Origin of the sequence: Streptomyces sp. NPDC003300, assembly GCF_040610915.1 — a bacterium.
Classification (GTDB): Bacteria; Actinomycetota; Actinomycetes; order Streptomycetales; family Streptomycetaceae; genus Actinacidiphila.
Genome location: NZ_JBEXNE010000036.1, coordinates 1 through 14,468 on the forward strand (window position 1 = coordinate 1; position 14,468 = coordinate 14,468).

Sequence of the window (14,468 nt, forward strand, 5' to 3'; positions counted from 1 at the left end):
TGATCGGTGATCAGCCCGCCCCCGCCGTCCCGTACGCTCGGCGGCCGGCCCGCCCGCCCGGCCGCCGAGCGCTCAGAACTTGTTGCGCGGGGTGATCCCCAGGGACATCCCCGCCAGGCCGCGCTGACGGCCGCCCAGCTTGCCCGCGATGGACCGCAGGGCAGCGCCCGCGGGGGACTCGGGGTGGCTGAGCGCCACCGGACGTCCGTCGTCGCCGCCCTCGCGGAGCCGCACGTCGATGGGGATCTGCCCGAGGACGGGCACGGTCGCGCCGGTCATCCGGGTCAGCCCCTCGGCGACCCGCTCGCCGCCGCCCGAGCCGAAGACGTCGATGACCTCGTCGCAGTGCGGGCACGGCATGCCCGCCATGTTCTCCACCACGCCGACGATCTTCTGGTGGGTCTGCACGGCGATCGACCCGGCGCGCTCGGCGACCTCGGCCGCCGCCTGCTGCGGGGTCGTGACGACCAGGATCTCCGCGTTCGGCACGAGCTGTGCGACGGAGATGGCGATGTCACCGGTGCCGGGCGGCAGGTCGAGCAGCAGCACGTCGAGGTCGCCCCAGTACACGTCCGCCAGGAACTGCTGGAGCGCGCGGTGCAGCATCGGCCCGCGCCACACCACCGGCTCGTTGCCGGGGGTGAACATGCCGATCGAGATGACCTTCACGCCGTGCGCCGACGGCGGCATGATCATGTTCTCGACCTGGGTGGGCCGGCCGTCCGCGCCGAGCATGCGCGGCACGCTGTGCCCGTAGATGTCCGCGTCCACCACGCCGACCTTCAGCCCGTCGGCCGCCATCGCCGCCGCCAGGTTGACCGTCACCGAGGACTTGCCGACACCGCCCTTGCCGGACGCGACGGCGTAGACGCGGGTCAGCGAGCCCGGCTGGGCGAACGGGATCTCGCGCTCCGCCTGCCCGCCGCGCAGCGACGACGCCAGGCCGCGCCGCTGCTCGTCGCTCATCACGTCGAGCGTGACCTGTACCGAGGTGACCCCGGCGACGCCCTCGACCGCCGCCGTGACGGCGTTGGTGATGGTGTCGCGCATCGGGCAGCCGGACACCGTGAGATAGACGGTGACGGCGACCGAGCCGTCGGCGCCGATGTCCACGGACTTGACCATGCCGAGGTCGGTGATCGGTTTGTGGATCTCCGGGTCGTTCACCGTCGCGAGCGCGGCGCGCACGGCGTCTTCGGTCGGCGTGGAGACTGCGGTGTCGGTAGCCATACGTCGATGGTACGGCGGTGGCCGAGCGCCGTTCAGCGCCCCCGGCCGTCGCCTTCGTCACTGCCCTCGTTGTCGGAGCCGGGGTCGGAGCCGGGGTCGGAGCCGGGGCCCGAGCCGGGGCCCGTCCCGGAGCCGTGCCCGCCGTCCGTGCCGCGCCTGGCCTCGGGGCCGCGTTTGGTGTGGGTCCTGCCGCCGCTGGGCCTGCCGCCGGGGCTCGTGCCGTGGCCGCCCCCGGCCTGCCGGTCCTCGATCTCCTTGAGCAGGTCCTGGAGTTCGGAGCGGATCCAGTCGCGGGTGGCGACCTCGCCGAGGTTCATCCGCAGCGCCGCGACCTCGCGGGTCAGGTACTCGGTGTCGGCGATGCTCCGCTCGCCCTGCTTGCGGTCCTGTTCGAGGTTGACCCGGTCCCGGTCGTCCTGCCGGTTCTGCGCGAGCAGGATCAGCGGGGCCGCGTACGACGCCTGGAGGGACAGCATCAGGGTCAGAAAGATGAACGGGTAGTTGTCGAAGCGGATCGACGGCGGCGCGAAGATGTTCCACAGCACCCACAGGATGATGAGGACCGTCATCCAGACGATGAACCGTCCGGTGCCCAGGAAGCGGGCCACGCGCTCGGAGAGCTTGCCGAACGCCTCCGGGTCGTACGTCGGCAGCAGGCTGCGGCGCGGGGCGCGCGGCTGGTCGAGCCGCACGCGGGGGCGCGAGGTGGCGGTCGCGCCGGGCGGGTGCCGGAAGCGCTCCCGGTCGCGGTCATCGGCCGCCATCGTCGCCCACCCCCGTCATGCCGCCCCGCGCGTCGTCGTCCGCCGCGTCGTCCGTGCCGTCGTCCGTCATGTGGTGCCCGTGCGGCCCGACCGCGCCGTGCAGATCCGTCTCGCGCCAGTCCTCGGGCAGCAGGTGGTCCAGCACGTCGTCCACCGTGACCGCGCCCAGCAGCCCCCCGGTCGCGTTCACCACGGGCGCCGAGATCATGTTGTACGTCGCCAGGTAGCTGGTCACCGCGGGCAGCGGGGTGTCGGGCGTGAGCGGCTGGAGGTCGGTGTCCACGATCGAGGCGAGCAGCGTGAACGGCGGGTCGCGCAGCAGCCGCTGGAAGTGCACCAGGCCCAGGTACTTGCCGGTCGGCGTCTCGTCCGGCGGCCGGCACACGTAGACCTGCGCGGCCAGCGCGGGGGACAGGTCGGGGTTGCGGATCCGGGCGAGCGCGTCGGCGACCGTGGCGTCAGGGCGCAGCACGATCGGCTCGGTGGTCATCAGCCCGCCCGCGGTCCGCTCCTCGTACGACAGCAGCCGCCGTACGCCCGCCGCGTCCTGCGGCTGCATCAGCGTGAGGAGTCGTTCCTGCTCGTCCGCGGGCAGTTCGGCCAGCAGGTCGGCGGCGTCGTCCGGGTCCATCGCCTCCAGGACGTCCGCGGCGCGCTCCTCCTTGAGCTTGCTGAGGATCTCCACCTGGTCGTCGTCGGGCAGCTCCTCCAGGACGTCCGCCAGCCGGTCGTCGTCGAGCGCCGCGGCCACCTCGCCGCGCCGCTTGGGCGACAGGTGGTGCAGGACGTTCGCCAGGTCGGCCGGGCGGAGCTGTTCGAAGGTCGCCACCAGGTTCTCCGCGCCCTGGCCGTCCTCGGCCAGCCGGAAGCCGGTCACCGCCGACCAGTCGACGGTGAGGGTGGCTCCCTTGCGGCGCAGGGCCCCTGGCCTGCCGCGGCGCACGAAGACCTTGTCGATCTCCCAGTCGCGGCGGGCCGGGAGCTGGGTCATGGAGACGTCGAGGACGGTGACCTCCGCGCCGGACTCGCCCGCGCCCGCGTCGGCCGCGCCCTGCCCGCCGTCCCCTCCGGCGTCCTGCCCCGGGTCCTCGGCGACCAGGCGCACCCGGCGGTCCAGCAGCTCGCCCAGCACCAGCGTCTCGGTCGGGCGCTGCTCGAAGCGGCGCATGTTCAGCACCCCGGTGGTGATCACCTGGCCGGACTCGACCCCGGTGACCCGCGTCATGGGCAGGAAGATCCGGCGGCGGCTGACCACCTCGACCACCAGGCCGAGAACCCGCGGCGGCCGTCCGCCGACCCGCAGCATCACCACGACGTCACGGACCCGGCCCACCTGGTCGCCGTTCGGATCGAAGACCGCGACGCCCGAAAGATGGGAGACGAAGACCCGCGGGCTGCCTGCGGCCATCGGGGGGCCTCCTACCGGTCCACGGAGGGCTGCTCCGGTCCACTCGTCATCCGTCGCCAGGCTACTCCCAGCCGATCTTGCCCGCCCCACGGGGTGCTCGCCGGGGGTACCGTGCGGTAGCTTCTGGACGCCTCCCCGGACTCGTCCGGGGTGCCCCCCGCTGTCTCCGCAGGAGGACGAGAACACGTGTATCCCGGCCGCCGGACCGCAGCCGCCGCTCTCGGAACACTGTGCGCGGCGACCGTACTCACCGGATGCCTCGGCTTCGGCGGCGACCCCGACGCGGGCACCAACGGCGTCGCCAAGCTGCCGCCCGCGACCGTCGAGCAGAAGGCGAAGACCGCCGCCGAGACCGCGCCGACCGTACGCCTGGCGGGCACGGTGATCAGCAAGGGGCAGAGCTTCCGGCTCGACATGCGGCTGCGGGACAACGGCGGCGTCGGCGAGGTCACCACCAAGGGCACGACCTTCCAGCTCCTGCGGGTCGGCGCCGACCTCTACCTCAAGGCGGGCGCCGACTTCTACGGCGACGCGGGCGCCGACAAGAACGGGAAGGCCGCCGCCCAGAAGCTCGACGACAAATACGTCAAGGTGCCCACCGACGACCCCGCGTACAAGCAGTTCAGCGGCTTCACCGACAAGAAGGTGCTGCTCGCCGACCTCTTCGTGCTCGACGGCGACCTCAAGCTCGGCGACCACCGCAAGGTCGGCGACACCAGGACCGTCGCCCTCAACGGCACCAAGGGCGGCTCGCTGGACGTCTCCCTCAAGGGCACGCCCTACCCGCTGCGCTACCAGCGCGCGGGCAACGCGGGGACGCTCACCCTCTCCGACTGGGGCGAGGACTTCACGCTCGCGGCGCCGAACAAGTCCTCGGTGGTCGACTACGGCAAATCGGTGACGACGAAGTAGCCAGGCCCGGTGCGCTACGCCTTGCGGCGGCGGGCCAGCAGCTTCGGCAGACCGGCCGGGACCGGATGCCGGGTCGTGGCCGGAGTCGCGGCCGGGACCGCCGCGCCGGAGACGTCCGGCATCGCGCCGGGGTGTTCGACGGGAGCGCCCTCGGGCGCCAGCCGGAAGACCCGGCAGTCGCGGGCCCAGCGCTCGGTGACCGTCTCGGCGTCGACGGAGTTGAGCCGCTTGCCCTTCAGCTCCGCCACGGCCGCCTCCCACGCCTCGCCGTCCGGCGGCAGCAGGGCGACCAGGGCCGTCCAGGCCACCAGCCGCCCGCCCTTGTCCTTGCTGCGGACGACGACCGTGGCGCGCCCGCCGTCGGCGAGCCCCGGCGGAAGCGGCTGCTCGACGGGCCCGCCGCCGACCACGCACATCGCGCCGTCCACCCATGCGTGCCACAGCGCCTGGCCGTCCACCCACACCAGGCCCGACTTCTTGGTGGCCTCCTCGACGAGGGCGGTCTGCTCTGCGCTCACAGCGGTCGTCATGCCGCCACTTTAGGCGCTGGCCGCAGGCGGCGAACCCCGGCCGGTATCACGGTACGGACCGACAGGTACGTGGACCCGCCATGGGCCTTACGCTGGTGGCTGCCGACGGGCGCGGCGCCGTGTCCGCCCCCGGTGTCGGACGCTCCGGTGTCCGACCCGCGGCCGTCCCTGTCACCGCACCGCGTCCGCCTGAGGAGTACCGTGACCGCCGAGCCCGCCGCCGCCGCGCTTCCGCTGCCGGACACCGGTACGGGGCCCGCCGCCGCGGGAGGGCCGGGCGCCGAGCCCGCCGCCGCGCGGACGCTGGACTTCACGCTGCTCACCGTGGCCATCGCCAGCGTCTCGATGTCGGCCCCGCTGATCGCCTCGACGGCCGCGCCCGCGCTCGCCATCGCCTTCTGGCGGAACGCGATGGCGGTCGGCGTCCTCAGCCCGTTCGCGCTGTGGCGGGGCCGCGCCGAACTGCGGCGGATGGGCCGCAGGGCGCTGACGCTCTCGGTGCTCGCCGGTGTCGTGCTCGCGCTGCACTTCGGGCTGTGGCTGCCGAGCCTGTCGATGACGTCGGTGGCCACCTCGACCGCCCTGTGCACCACCACGCCGATCTGGACCACGATCATCCTGCGGATACGCGGCCACCGGCCGCCCCGGCTGGTGTGGGTGGGCACCGCGCTCGCCGTGGCGGGCGTCGTCATCCTCACCGGCATCGACCTGTCCACCGACACCCGGGCCCTCGCGGGCGACGCCCTGGCCCTCGGCGGGGGCATCGCCGCCGCCGGATACGTCCTGCTCGGCTCCGAGGTGCGCAGGACCGCGAGCACGACCGCGTACACCTACGTCTGCTACGCGACCACCGCCGCGGTCCTGCTGGTCACCTGCCTGGTCTCCGGCTCCGCGCTCGGCGGCTACGACGGCCGTACGTGGCTGAAGATCGCCGCCCTCACCGTCGTCGCGCAACTGCTCGGGCACTCGCTGCTCAACCGGGTGGTACGCGGCCTCGGCCCGTCCACCACCTCCACCGCGATCCTGCTGGAGACGCCGGGCGCGGCGCTGATCGCCGCGCTGTGGCTGGGCCAGATCCCGGCCTGGTCCGCCTACCCGGCGCTCTGCGTGATCCTCGTGGGCCTGGCCCTGGTGATCCTCGCCGACCGCAGGAAGACCGCCTGAGCGCCGCGCGCACCCGCGTCGGAGCCGGAGCCGGGGTCAGAGCCGGGGTTGGAGCCGGGGCCGGGGTCAGAGCCAGCCGTTGCGCCGGAAGCCGCGGTGGATCACGTAACAGATCGCCACGATGCCGATCAGCACGGTCGGATAGCCGAACTTCCAGCGCAGCTCCGGCATCGTGTCGAAGTTCATCCCGTACACGCCGGTGATCATCGTCGGGACGGCCAGGATCGCCGCCCAGGCGGTGATCTTGCGCATGTCCTCGTTCTGCACGACGGTGGCCTGCGCGAGGTTGGCCTGGAGGATCGAGTTGAGCAGGTCGTCGAAGCCCATGACCTGCTCGTGGACGCGGGCCACGTGGTCGGCGACATCGCGGAAGTACTTCTGGATCTCCGGGTCGATCAGCCGCATCGGCCGCTCGCCGAGCACCTGCATCGGCCGCAGCAGCGGCGCCACCGCGCGCTTGAACTCCAGCACCTCGCGCTTGAGCTGGTAGATCCGGCCCGCGTCGCCGCCGCGCGACGGCTTGCCGTTCTCGGCCGAGAAGACGTCGATCTCGACCTCGTCGATGTCGTCCTGCACGGCCTCGGTGACGGCCAGGTAGTCGTCCACGACCTGGTCGGCGATGGCGTGCAGCACCGCGGACGGGCCCTTGGCCAGCAGCTCGGGGTCGTCCTCGAGGCGGTGCCGCAGCGAGCGCAGCGAACCGTGGCTGCCGTGCCGCACGGTGATCACGAAATACCGGCCGGTGAAGACCATCACCTCGCCGCTCTCCACCACCTCGCTGGTGGCGGTCAGCTCGGCGTGCTCGACGTAGCGGATCGTCTTGAAGACCGTGAACAGCGAGTCGTCGTACCGCTCCAGCTTCGGCCGCTGGTGGGCGTGGACCGCGTCCTCGACCGCCAGCGGGTGCAGGCCGAACTCCTGGGCGATACCGGCGAATTCCTGCTCGGTCGGCTCGTGCAGACCGATCCACACGAAGCCGTCGCGCCCGTCGCACTGCTCGCCGCTGCGCCCGGCCCGCACGCTCGCCAGCGCCTCGCTGAGACCGACGGTGTCGCTGCACCGCACGCCGTCGCGGTAGACCGCGCAGTCCACCACCGCGCTGCCGGCGGCGGAGACGTCGTGAGTCGGCCCGTAGTCGTAGGACGCGGTGCTCTTGCGCAGCGCGGGGCGTACGACAGCGCGCAGATCACGGATCATCGACATGGCAAGCTCCTTCACGGACTGGCCGACGGCATCACGCCGCACTGAATGCTGATCAGGACGGGATCAGTACTGGCTGATCACCAGGCAGTTCAGGGCGCTCTTCCGACGCGGATTCGCTCCGCGGGCAGATCGTGAGGATCGTGAGGTCACGCGTTTCGCGGCACAAGGGCCGGGTAAGTAGCGCGCAGGCTCACATCACGGGACGGCGTTCGGAAGAGCTGCCGGTACTGCACGGTCGACTCGGATCCACTGCAGTCCCCACCTCCTCCGGCCATGCCCCGCTGGGGGATGTCGTATATGAACACCCCACCTTAGCGCGTCCGCGTGCCCGCTCGACCGCGCTTGGCCGGTTCCATACGCGATCTATGCTCGCCGCATGGGTGATCTCCTGACGCTGGTCGAGGCGCGGCTGCGCTCCGCCTTCGGCGCGCCGGACGCGCGCGCCGCCGTGACGTTCCTCGGCGTCGACCGCATCGAAGTGCTCCGCTACCGCGACGGTGACCTGCTGCGATACGCCACCCTCGGGATGTCGGCGCAGCCCATGAACGAGCCTCTCGCCACCGTCGCCGATCCCGTACGCGGCCCGCGCGCCGAACTGCTGCTGTCGGTACGCGCCGGTGTGGCCGAAACCGACAAGGTGCTGCGGCCGCTCGCCGTACTCGGCGCCTCTCCGCAGGTCGAAGGGGTCGTCGTCGCCCCCGGCAACTCGCTGGACGTCGGCGAGCCGCTCTGGCCGGGCGCGCCCTTCTCCGCCGTGCTCGTCGCCGAGGGCGGGGGCCTGGTCGAGGACCTGGTGCTCGACGCCCTCGACCCGGCGCCCGACCCCGTCCGCTTCCTGCCGCTGCTGCCGATGACCCACACCGAGGCCGCCTGGAAGCGGGTGCACGGCGCCGCCGCCCTCCAGGAACGCTGGCTCTCGCACGGCACGGACCTGCGCGATCCGCTGCGCGGGGCCGTGGCCCTCGGCTGATCCGGGCCGCCGGTCGCGGCCGCGTCCGGCGCTCCGCCAGGCGCGTGGTGTCGCTGAACCACCTGGGTGATCGTCCTTGACGGGGGCACGGACCCGGAGGACCGTTGGTCGTTATGAGGGGCGAACCCAGTTGCCCGAAGTGCGGTGGCAGGGTGCGAGCGCCCGGCCTCTTCGCCGACTCCTGGCAGTGCGACGAGCACGGGACCGTGTATCCGCTGCAACCCGTCGTGCCCCCGAGCGTCGAGGCGCTCGGCGTCGTGGTGCACCGCGCCCAGGTGCCCGTCTGGATGCCGTGGCCCCTGCCGGTCGGCTGGCTCTTCTCCGGTGTCGCCGCCGCGGGCGACGACCGCAGCGGCGGGCGGGCCACCGCCGTGGCCTGCTCGGGACCCGGGCCGCTCGGCGGACCCGGTGAACTCATGCTCATCGCCGAGGAGTTGGGCGTCGGGCTCGGCGCCCGTCACGCCGGGATTCCCGGGCCCGATCCGGGGCCCGGCATGTGCGTCGACAAGCCTCCGCACGCCAAGGTGCTCGCCGCCGGGCGGCCGACGCCGCTCTGGCACGTCAACGGCGCTCCCGACGACCGTGTCGTCTTCGCCGGCGAGGCCCGCGGGCTCTGGCTCTGGGCCATCGTCTGGCCCGAGCAGACCGGGCTCCTCATGTACGACGAGCTCGTCCTCACCGACCTCCGCGACGCCGGGGCCGAGGTCGACATGCTCCCCTGCGGGGCCCTCTCCCCCCGCCTCCTCGCCTAGCCCCTCCCGGGGGGCCACCCCCACCCGTACCCCCGCCTTGCGCAAGTCGGTCCCCCCCAGGGGCGCGGCGAGCCCCCACCGGCCGGTGGTCCGGCGACAACCGAATTGCCCGGCCGGGGCGGGTGGTGACGTGCGGGAGCGTGGTGGCTGGTGGCGCAGTTCCCCGCGCCCCTAAAAACCAGGTCCTCCCGCAGCCTGGGCGAAAGGCGGTGCGCCACGTCAGGGGCGGGGGCTGCGGGGGTGGCGGAGCAGCGGCGGGTGGGGTGGGGGGAAGGCTTATGCTGGCGGCTGGCCGAGAAGACACTACTGCCCAGCGGAGCGCCCCGGTGCGGATTGATTTGCACGCTCACTCCACCGCGAGTGACGGCACCGACGCGCCCGCCGAGCTGGTGCGGAACGCGGCGGGGGCCGGTCTGGACGTCGTGGCGCTGACGGACCACGACACGGTGGGCGGATACGCGGAGGCGACGGCGGCGCTGCGCGCGCTGACGGTGCCGTTGACGCTGGTCACCGGCGCGGAGCTGTCCTGTCGGATCGACGGGATCAGCATGCACATGCTGGCGTACCTGTTCGACCCGGAGGAGCCGGAGCTGTACCGGGAGCGGGAGCTGGTACGGGACGACCGGGTGCCCAGGGCGCGGGCCATGGTGGCGAAGCTCCAGGAGCTGGGCGTGCCCGTGACCTGGGAGCGGGTGGCCGCCATCGCCGGGGACGGCTCCGTCGGCCGCCCCCACATCGCGACCGCGATGGTGGAGCTCGGCGTGGTCCCCACCGTCTCCGACGCCTTCACGGACGACTGGCTGACGAACGCCGGGCGGGCCTACGTACCCAAGCACGAGCTGGACCCCTTCGACGCGGTACGGCTGGTCAAGGGCGCGGGCGGCGTCACCGTCTTCGCGCACCCCGGCGCGCACAAGCGCGGCGAGACCGTACCGGAGTCGGTGATAGCGGAACTGGCGTCGGCCGGGCTCGACGGCATCGAGGTCGACCACGTGGACCACGACGCCCCGACCCGGGCCCGGCTGCGGGCCTTCGCGGCCGAGACGGGGCTGCTCGCCACCGGGTCGAGCGACTATCACGGCAGTCGCAAGACCTGCCGTCTCGGCGACTGCGTCACCGACCCCGAGGTCTACCGCGAGATCGCCCGGCGGGCGACGGGCGCGGTGCCCATCAGCGCCGTCTAGCGCCCCTACGTGACCCCGCTCCTCACTTCGGGGAGCCCCGGGGCCCCCTCCCGCGCCTGCGGCGCGGTGCGTTTTCCGGCCCCCAGCCACCCGTGCGGAAGTGACGTCGGCTGACGGCCTCCCCGTGGCCGCGGCCCGGTGGGCCCGTCCCCCCTCACACGCCGTCTGCCGGGCGCAGCCCGCCCCGCCCCCCTCACCAGAAAGTCGCCCCATGTTCGACGTCACCCTCTTCGGGTCGGTATTCGTCACGCTCTTCGTGATCATGGATCCGCCCGGTATCACGCCCATTTTTCTCGCGCTGACCTCGGGGCGCGCCACGAAGGTGCAGCGCCGGATGGCGTGGCAGGCGGCGCTGGTGGCGCTCGGGGTGATCACGGTGTTCGGGATCTGCGGCCAGCAGATCCTCGACTATCTGCATGTGTCGGTGCCCGCGCTGCGCGTGGCGGGCGGGCTGCTGCTTCTGCTGATCGCGCTGGATCTGCTGACCGGGAAGGCGGACGAGCCGACGCAGACGAAGGACGTGAACGTCGCGCTGGTACCGCTGGGGATGCCGCTGCTGGCGGGCCCCGGCGCGATCGTGACCGTGATCCTGGCGGTGCAGCACGCGGACGGGTTCGGTCAGCAGATGTCGGTGTGGGTGGCGATCATCGCGATGCACGCCGTGCTGTGGCTGACGATGCGGTACTCGCTGGCGATCATCCGGCTGATCAAGGAGGGCGGTGTGGTGCTGGTGACCCGGCTGTCGGGCATGCTCCTGTCGGCCATCGCCGTCCAGCAGGTCGCCAACGGCATCTTCGGCTTCATCCACGGCGAGGGCTGAGCCCTCCCGCGGCCCCTCCTGCGGCCCCCCGCGGCCCTCGCGCGCCCCCCGCCGCCCCTCCTGCGGCCCCCGCCGCCCCTCCCGTGGCCCCTCCCGTGGCCCCCGGACACGCGAAAGCGCCCCGTACGTCTTCATGTACGGGGCGCCGATGCGGTGGGCCAGGCCCTGTGGCGTCGTCAGTCCGCGGGGCGGATGTAGATGCGCTGGCCTATGGCAGCGGCCTGCTGCACGATCTTGTTGACGGCGGAGGCGTCCACGACGGTGCTGTCCACGGCGTTGCCGTTTCGGTCGTCGAGTCGCATGATCTCGAAGCGCATGGGGCTTCTCCCTTCGTCGCTCGTTACATGTGTAGTCAACCAACACCCCCTCGAAAACATTCCCTAGACTAAAGAAACACTTTCTCGATCTAATTACTCACCGGTAAGGCTTGTGCCGTCGTCCCCCGCGCCGCCGGTCCAGAAGGCGATCAGCGCCGCCGCCGTCTCGGCGGGACGCTCGGTGTTCGGCGAGTGCTCCGCGCCCTTGATCACCGCGCGCTCGGCGCCCAGCCGAGTCGCCATCGCGTCCATCCACGACGGCGGCCACACATGGTCGACCTCGCCCGAGATCACCAGCTTCGGCAGCGGCCCGGCCGCGGCCAGCTCGTCCACCCGGTCCGGCTCGTCCATCAACTGCCGTGCGGTGACAGCGAGTTGCTCTGGCAGCGTGGTCACCCAGCGGCGGTGCAGAAACGCCTCGACGGCGGGCGGGGTGTCCGGCTGCTCGCCGTTCTCCGCGTCCATCGACCGCATCGCCTGCCAGACGGCCTCCAGATCCATCACCGGCAGCACATCGATCAACAACTGGGTGCGGGTCTGTTGTTCCTCGGAGATCGCACCCGGACCCGTGCTCATCAGCGTCAACGACGCCCACGCGCCGGGACCTTGGTCGATCACCGCCGCCCGTACGACGAGACCGCCCAGCGAGTGGCCCAGCAGATGCACGGGGCCGCCCCCGCCGGCCGCCGCGAGCGCCGCCGTCTGCGCGACCACGTCGGCCGCCAACTCGCCCTGCGCGTAGGCGCTCTCCTCGCGCGGGCCGCCCGACTCGTACTGGCCGCGGCCGTCCACCGCCACCACCCGGAAACCGGCCGCCGACAGCGGGGTGAGCAGCGGGAGGAAGTCCTCCTTGCTGCCGGTGAAGCCGGGCACGAGCAGCGCGGTGCCGCGCGGCGGGGCGTCGGGGGCGGGGGAGGCGTCGAGTACGGCGAAGGATCCGCGGGCCGTCTCCAGCCGATGGGCGGACACGTTCTCCGGCAGATCCAGGGCAGTGGGTCGGCTCATGAACCGAGATTACGCGGTGCATATGTCCGACAGGTTGCCTCCGCCCGATCCCGGTGTCCCCGGCACGCGAACGCCCCCGGCCGAGGGGCCGGGGGCGTTCGTCCGTACGGGTGCGGCGGCGGAGACGGCCGAGGTCAGCCCTCGTCCGCGGCCGTCGCGGCGACCGCCTTGCGGGTACGGCGGCGCGGGGTCTTCGGCGCCTCGTCCCCCGCGGTGGCGGGAGCCGGTACCTCGGCGACCTCGACCGCCGCGGCAGCGGCGGCGGCGGTCTTGCGGGGCGCCCGCTTGCGCACCGGCTTCGGCGCGTCCGCGGTGCTCTCCGCCTCCGGCGCGACCGCGGGTGCCGGCACCTCGGCGGTGACGGCCGTCGCGGCCTTGCGGGTGCGGCGGCGCGGCGTCTTGGGCGCCTCGTCCGCGACCGGGGTGACCGGGGCGGCGGTCTCTTCGGGCTCGCCGTTGAGGATCGAGCGGCGGGCCGGGCGGCGGGCGGCCTTGGGCGCCTCCTCCTCGACCACCGGGGTCACCGCGGCGGCGGCCGGAGTCTGCGCACCGACCGGCTCAGCGGCGGCCTTGCGCAGGCGGCGGCGCGGTGCCTTGGGGGCCTCCTCGGCGACCGGAGCGGCGGGGACCGGCTCGACAGCCGTCACCGTCTCCACGGCGACCGCCTCGGGAGCGGCACCGCGCGTACGGCGACGGCGGCGCGGGGTGCGGGGCGCGGCCACCTCGTCCGTACCGGGCTGGGAGACCGCGACGGCGGACTCCACGGCCTCGGCGCCGACGGCCGACGTGGGGGCCGCACCGGACGCGGCCTCGCCACCGCGGGTGCGGCGGCGCTGGCGCGGGGTGCGCGTACGGGCCGGGCGGTCCTCGACGGGCGCGGCGGCGGGCTTGCCGCCGGCCGGCCGACGGCCGTTGCCGCGGGCGCCGCGGCCACCGGTCTCGCCCAGGTCCTCGACGACCTCGGCGTCGAGACCGGCACGCGTCCGGTCCGCCCGAGGCAGTATCCCCTTCGTGCCGACCGGGATGCCCAGCAGCTCGTAGAGGTGCGGAGACGTCGAGTACGTCTCCTCCGGGTCGTTGAAGGACAGCACCAGCGCCTTGTTGATGAGCTGCCAGCGCGGGATGTCGTCCCAGTCGACCAGCGTGATCGCGATACCCGAGGCGCCCGCGCGGCCGGTGCGGCCGATGCGGTGGAGGTAGGTCTTCTCGTCCTCGGGCGTCTGGTAGTTGATGACGTGCGTGACGCCCTCGACGTCGATACCGCGCGCGGCCACGTCGGTGCAGACCAGCACGTCGACCTTGCCGTTGCGGAACGCCCGCAGCGCCTGCTCGCGCGCGCCCTGGCCGAGGTCGCCGTGGACCGCGCCGGAGGCGAAACCGCGCTTCTCCAACTGCTCGGCGACGTCGGCGGCGGTCCGCTTCGTACGGCAGAAGATCATCGCGAGACCGCGGCCCTCGGCCTGGAGGATGCGCGAGACCAGCTCGACCTTGTCCAGCGAGTGGGCGCGGAAGACGTGCTGCGTGGTGTTCGCGACGGTCGCGCCCTCGTCGTCCGGCGCGGTGGCGCGGATGTGGGTGGGCTGCGACATGTAGCGGCGGGCGAGGTTGATCACGGCGCCGGGCATGGTCGCGGAGAACAGCATCGTCTGCCGCTTGACCGGCAGCATGCCCATGATCTTCTCGACGTCGGGCAGGAAGCCCAGGTCGAGCATCTCGTCGGCCTCGTCCAGGACGAGGGAACGGATGTGCTTGAGATCGAGCTTCTTCTGGCCCGCGAGGTCCAGCAGGCGGCCCGGGGTGCCGACGATCACGTCGACGCCCTTCTTGAGCGCGTCGACCTGCGGCTCGTACGCCCGGCCGCCGTAGATCGCGAGCACGCGTACGTTCCGGACCTTGCCGGCCGTCAGCAGGTCGTTGGTGACCTGCTGGCACAGCTCGCGGGTGGGGACGACGACCAGGGCCTGCGGGGCGTCGGTGAGCCGGTCGGCGGTGGCGCGCCCGGCCTCGACGTCGGCGGTCACGGTGACGCGCTCCAGCAGCGGCAGACCGAAACCGAGGGTCTTGCCCGTGCCGGTCTTGGCCTGGCCGATGACGTCGTTGCCCGCGAGGGCGACCGGGAGCGTCATCTCCTGGATCGGGAAGGGGGTGATGATGCCGACGGCCTCAAGGGCCTCGGCGGTCTCGGCCAGGATGCCGAGACTGCGGAAAG

At 72.9% G+C, this 14,468-nt stretch carries 13 protein-coding genes and 1 pseudogene; 6 read left to right on the plus strand and 8 right to left on the minus strand.

What is annotated here, in order from left to right:
- Window positions 1–72 precede the first annotated feature (72 nt).
- The 3 genes and pseudogenes from ABZX65_RS33000 to ABZX65_RS33010 form a co-directional block, all read right to left on the minus strand.
- On the minus strand, window positions 73–1,230 hold the full coding sequence (locus ABZX65_RS33000; protein ID WP_355348575.1) for an Mrp/NBP35 family ATP-binding protein: 1,158 nt from the start codon (window positions 1,228–1,230) through the stop codon (window positions 73–75).
- Window positions 1,231–1,466: 236 nt separating this feature from the next.
- Window positions 1,467–1,994 (minus strand): annotated as a pseudogene (locus tag ABZX65_RS33005) (DUF1003 domain-containing protein); the annotation flags it as partial.
- Entirely contained in the window at window positions 1,981–3,402 is a 1,422-nt protein-coding gene (locus ABZX65_RS33010) for a CBS domain-containing protein (RefSeq protein WP_355348578.1), read from the minus strand. The gene ABZX65_RS33010 and the pseudogene ABZX65_RS33005, both read right to left, overlap by 14 nt.
- A gap of 186 nt (window positions 3,403–3,588) precedes the next feature.
- Between ABZX65_RS33010 and ABZX65_RS33015 the strand changes: the two genes are divergently transcribed.
- A complete protein-coding gene (locus tag ABZX65_RS33015) occupies window positions 3,589–4,314 on the plus strand; it encodes a hypothetical protein (RefSeq protein WP_355348581.1) in 726 nt (241 codons plus the stop codon).
- 14 nt (window positions 4,315–4,328) lie between these two features.
- Here the strand turns inward: ABZX65_RS33015 and ABZX65_RS33020 are convergent, their stop codons facing one another.
- On the minus strand, window positions 4,329–4,844 hold the full coding sequence (locus ABZX65_RS33020) for a hypothetical protein (RefSeq protein WP_355348584.1): 516 nt from the start codon (window positions 4,842–4,844) through the stop codon (window positions 4,329–4,331).
- A 303-nt stretch (window positions 4,845–5,147) separates the two neighbouring features.
- Between ABZX65_RS33020 and ABZX65_RS33025 the strand changes: the two genes are divergently transcribed.
- Window positions 5,148–6,008, plus strand: coding sequence for a DMT family transporter (locus tag ABZX65_RS33025; protein ID WP_355348697.1), 861 nt, complete (start codon window positions 5,148–5,150; stop codon window positions 6,006–6,008).
- A gap of 66 nt (window positions 6,009–6,074) precedes the next feature.
- Here the strand turns inward: ABZX65_RS33025 and ABZX65_RS33030 are convergent, their stop codons facing one another.
- Window positions 6,075–7,211: a magnesium and cobalt transport protein CorA gene (locus ABZX65_RS33030; RefSeq protein ID WP_355348587.1), complete on the minus strand. Its 1,137-nt coding sequence runs from the start codon at window positions 7,209–7,211 to the stop codon at window positions 6,075–6,077.
- A 376-nt stretch (window positions 7,212–7,587) separates the two neighbouring features.
- On the opposite strand from ABZX65_RS33030, the gene ABZX65_RS33035 reads away from it, so the two are divergent.
- The 4 genes from ABZX65_RS33035 to ABZX65_RS33050 all read left to right on the plus strand — a co-directional run bounded on the left by ABZX65_RS33035 (window position 7,588) and on the right by ABZX65_RS33050 (window position 10,937).
- Complete coding sequence (locus ABZX65_RS33035; protein WP_355348590.1) at window positions 7,588–8,181, plus strand: suppressor of fused domain protein; 594 nt, start codon at window positions 7,588–7,590, stop codon at window positions 8,179–8,181.
- 113 nt (window positions 8,182–8,294) lie between these two features.
- Complete coding sequence (locus ABZX65_RS33040) at window positions 8,295–8,933, plus strand: DUF6758 family protein (protein WP_355348593.1); 639 nt, start codon at window positions 8,295–8,297, stop codon at window positions 8,931–8,933.
- Window positions 8,934–9,259: 326 nt separating this feature from the next.
- Complete coding sequence (locus ABZX65_RS33045) at window positions 9,260–10,117, plus strand: PHP domain-containing protein (protein WP_355348596.1); 858 nt, start codon at window positions 9,260–9,262, stop codon at window positions 10,115–10,117.
- A 211-nt stretch (window positions 10,118–10,328) separates the two neighbouring features.
- Entirely contained in the window at window positions 10,329–10,937 is a 609-nt protein-coding gene (locus tag ABZX65_RS33050; protein WP_188284666.1) for a MarC family protein, read from the plus strand.
- A 176-nt stretch (window positions 10,938–11,113) separates the two neighbouring features.
- On the opposite strand, the gene ABZX65_RS33055 is transcribed toward ABZX65_RS33050, so the two are convergent.
- The 3 genes from ABZX65_RS33055 to ABZX65_RS33065 all read right to left on the minus strand — a co-directional run bounded on the left by ABZX65_RS33055 (window position 11,114) and on the right by ABZX65_RS33065 (window position 14,385).
- Entirely contained in the window at window positions 11,114–11,254 is a 141-nt protein-coding gene (locus ABZX65_RS33055; RefSeq protein ID WP_355348600.1) for a hypothetical protein, read from the minus strand.
- 93 nt (window positions 11,255–11,347) lie between these two features.
- Entirely contained in the window at window positions 11,348–12,259 is a 912-nt protein-coding gene (locus tag ABZX65_RS33060; protein WP_355348603.1) for an alpha/beta hydrolase, read from the minus strand.
- 134 nt (window positions 12,260–12,393) lie between these two features.
- Window positions 12,394–14,385, minus strand: coding sequence for a DEAD/DEAH box helicase (locus ABZX65_RS33065; protein ID WP_355348700.1), 1,992 nt, complete (start codon window positions 14,383–14,385; stop codon window positions 12,394–12,396).
- Window positions 14,386–14,468 lie beyond the last annotated feature (83 nt).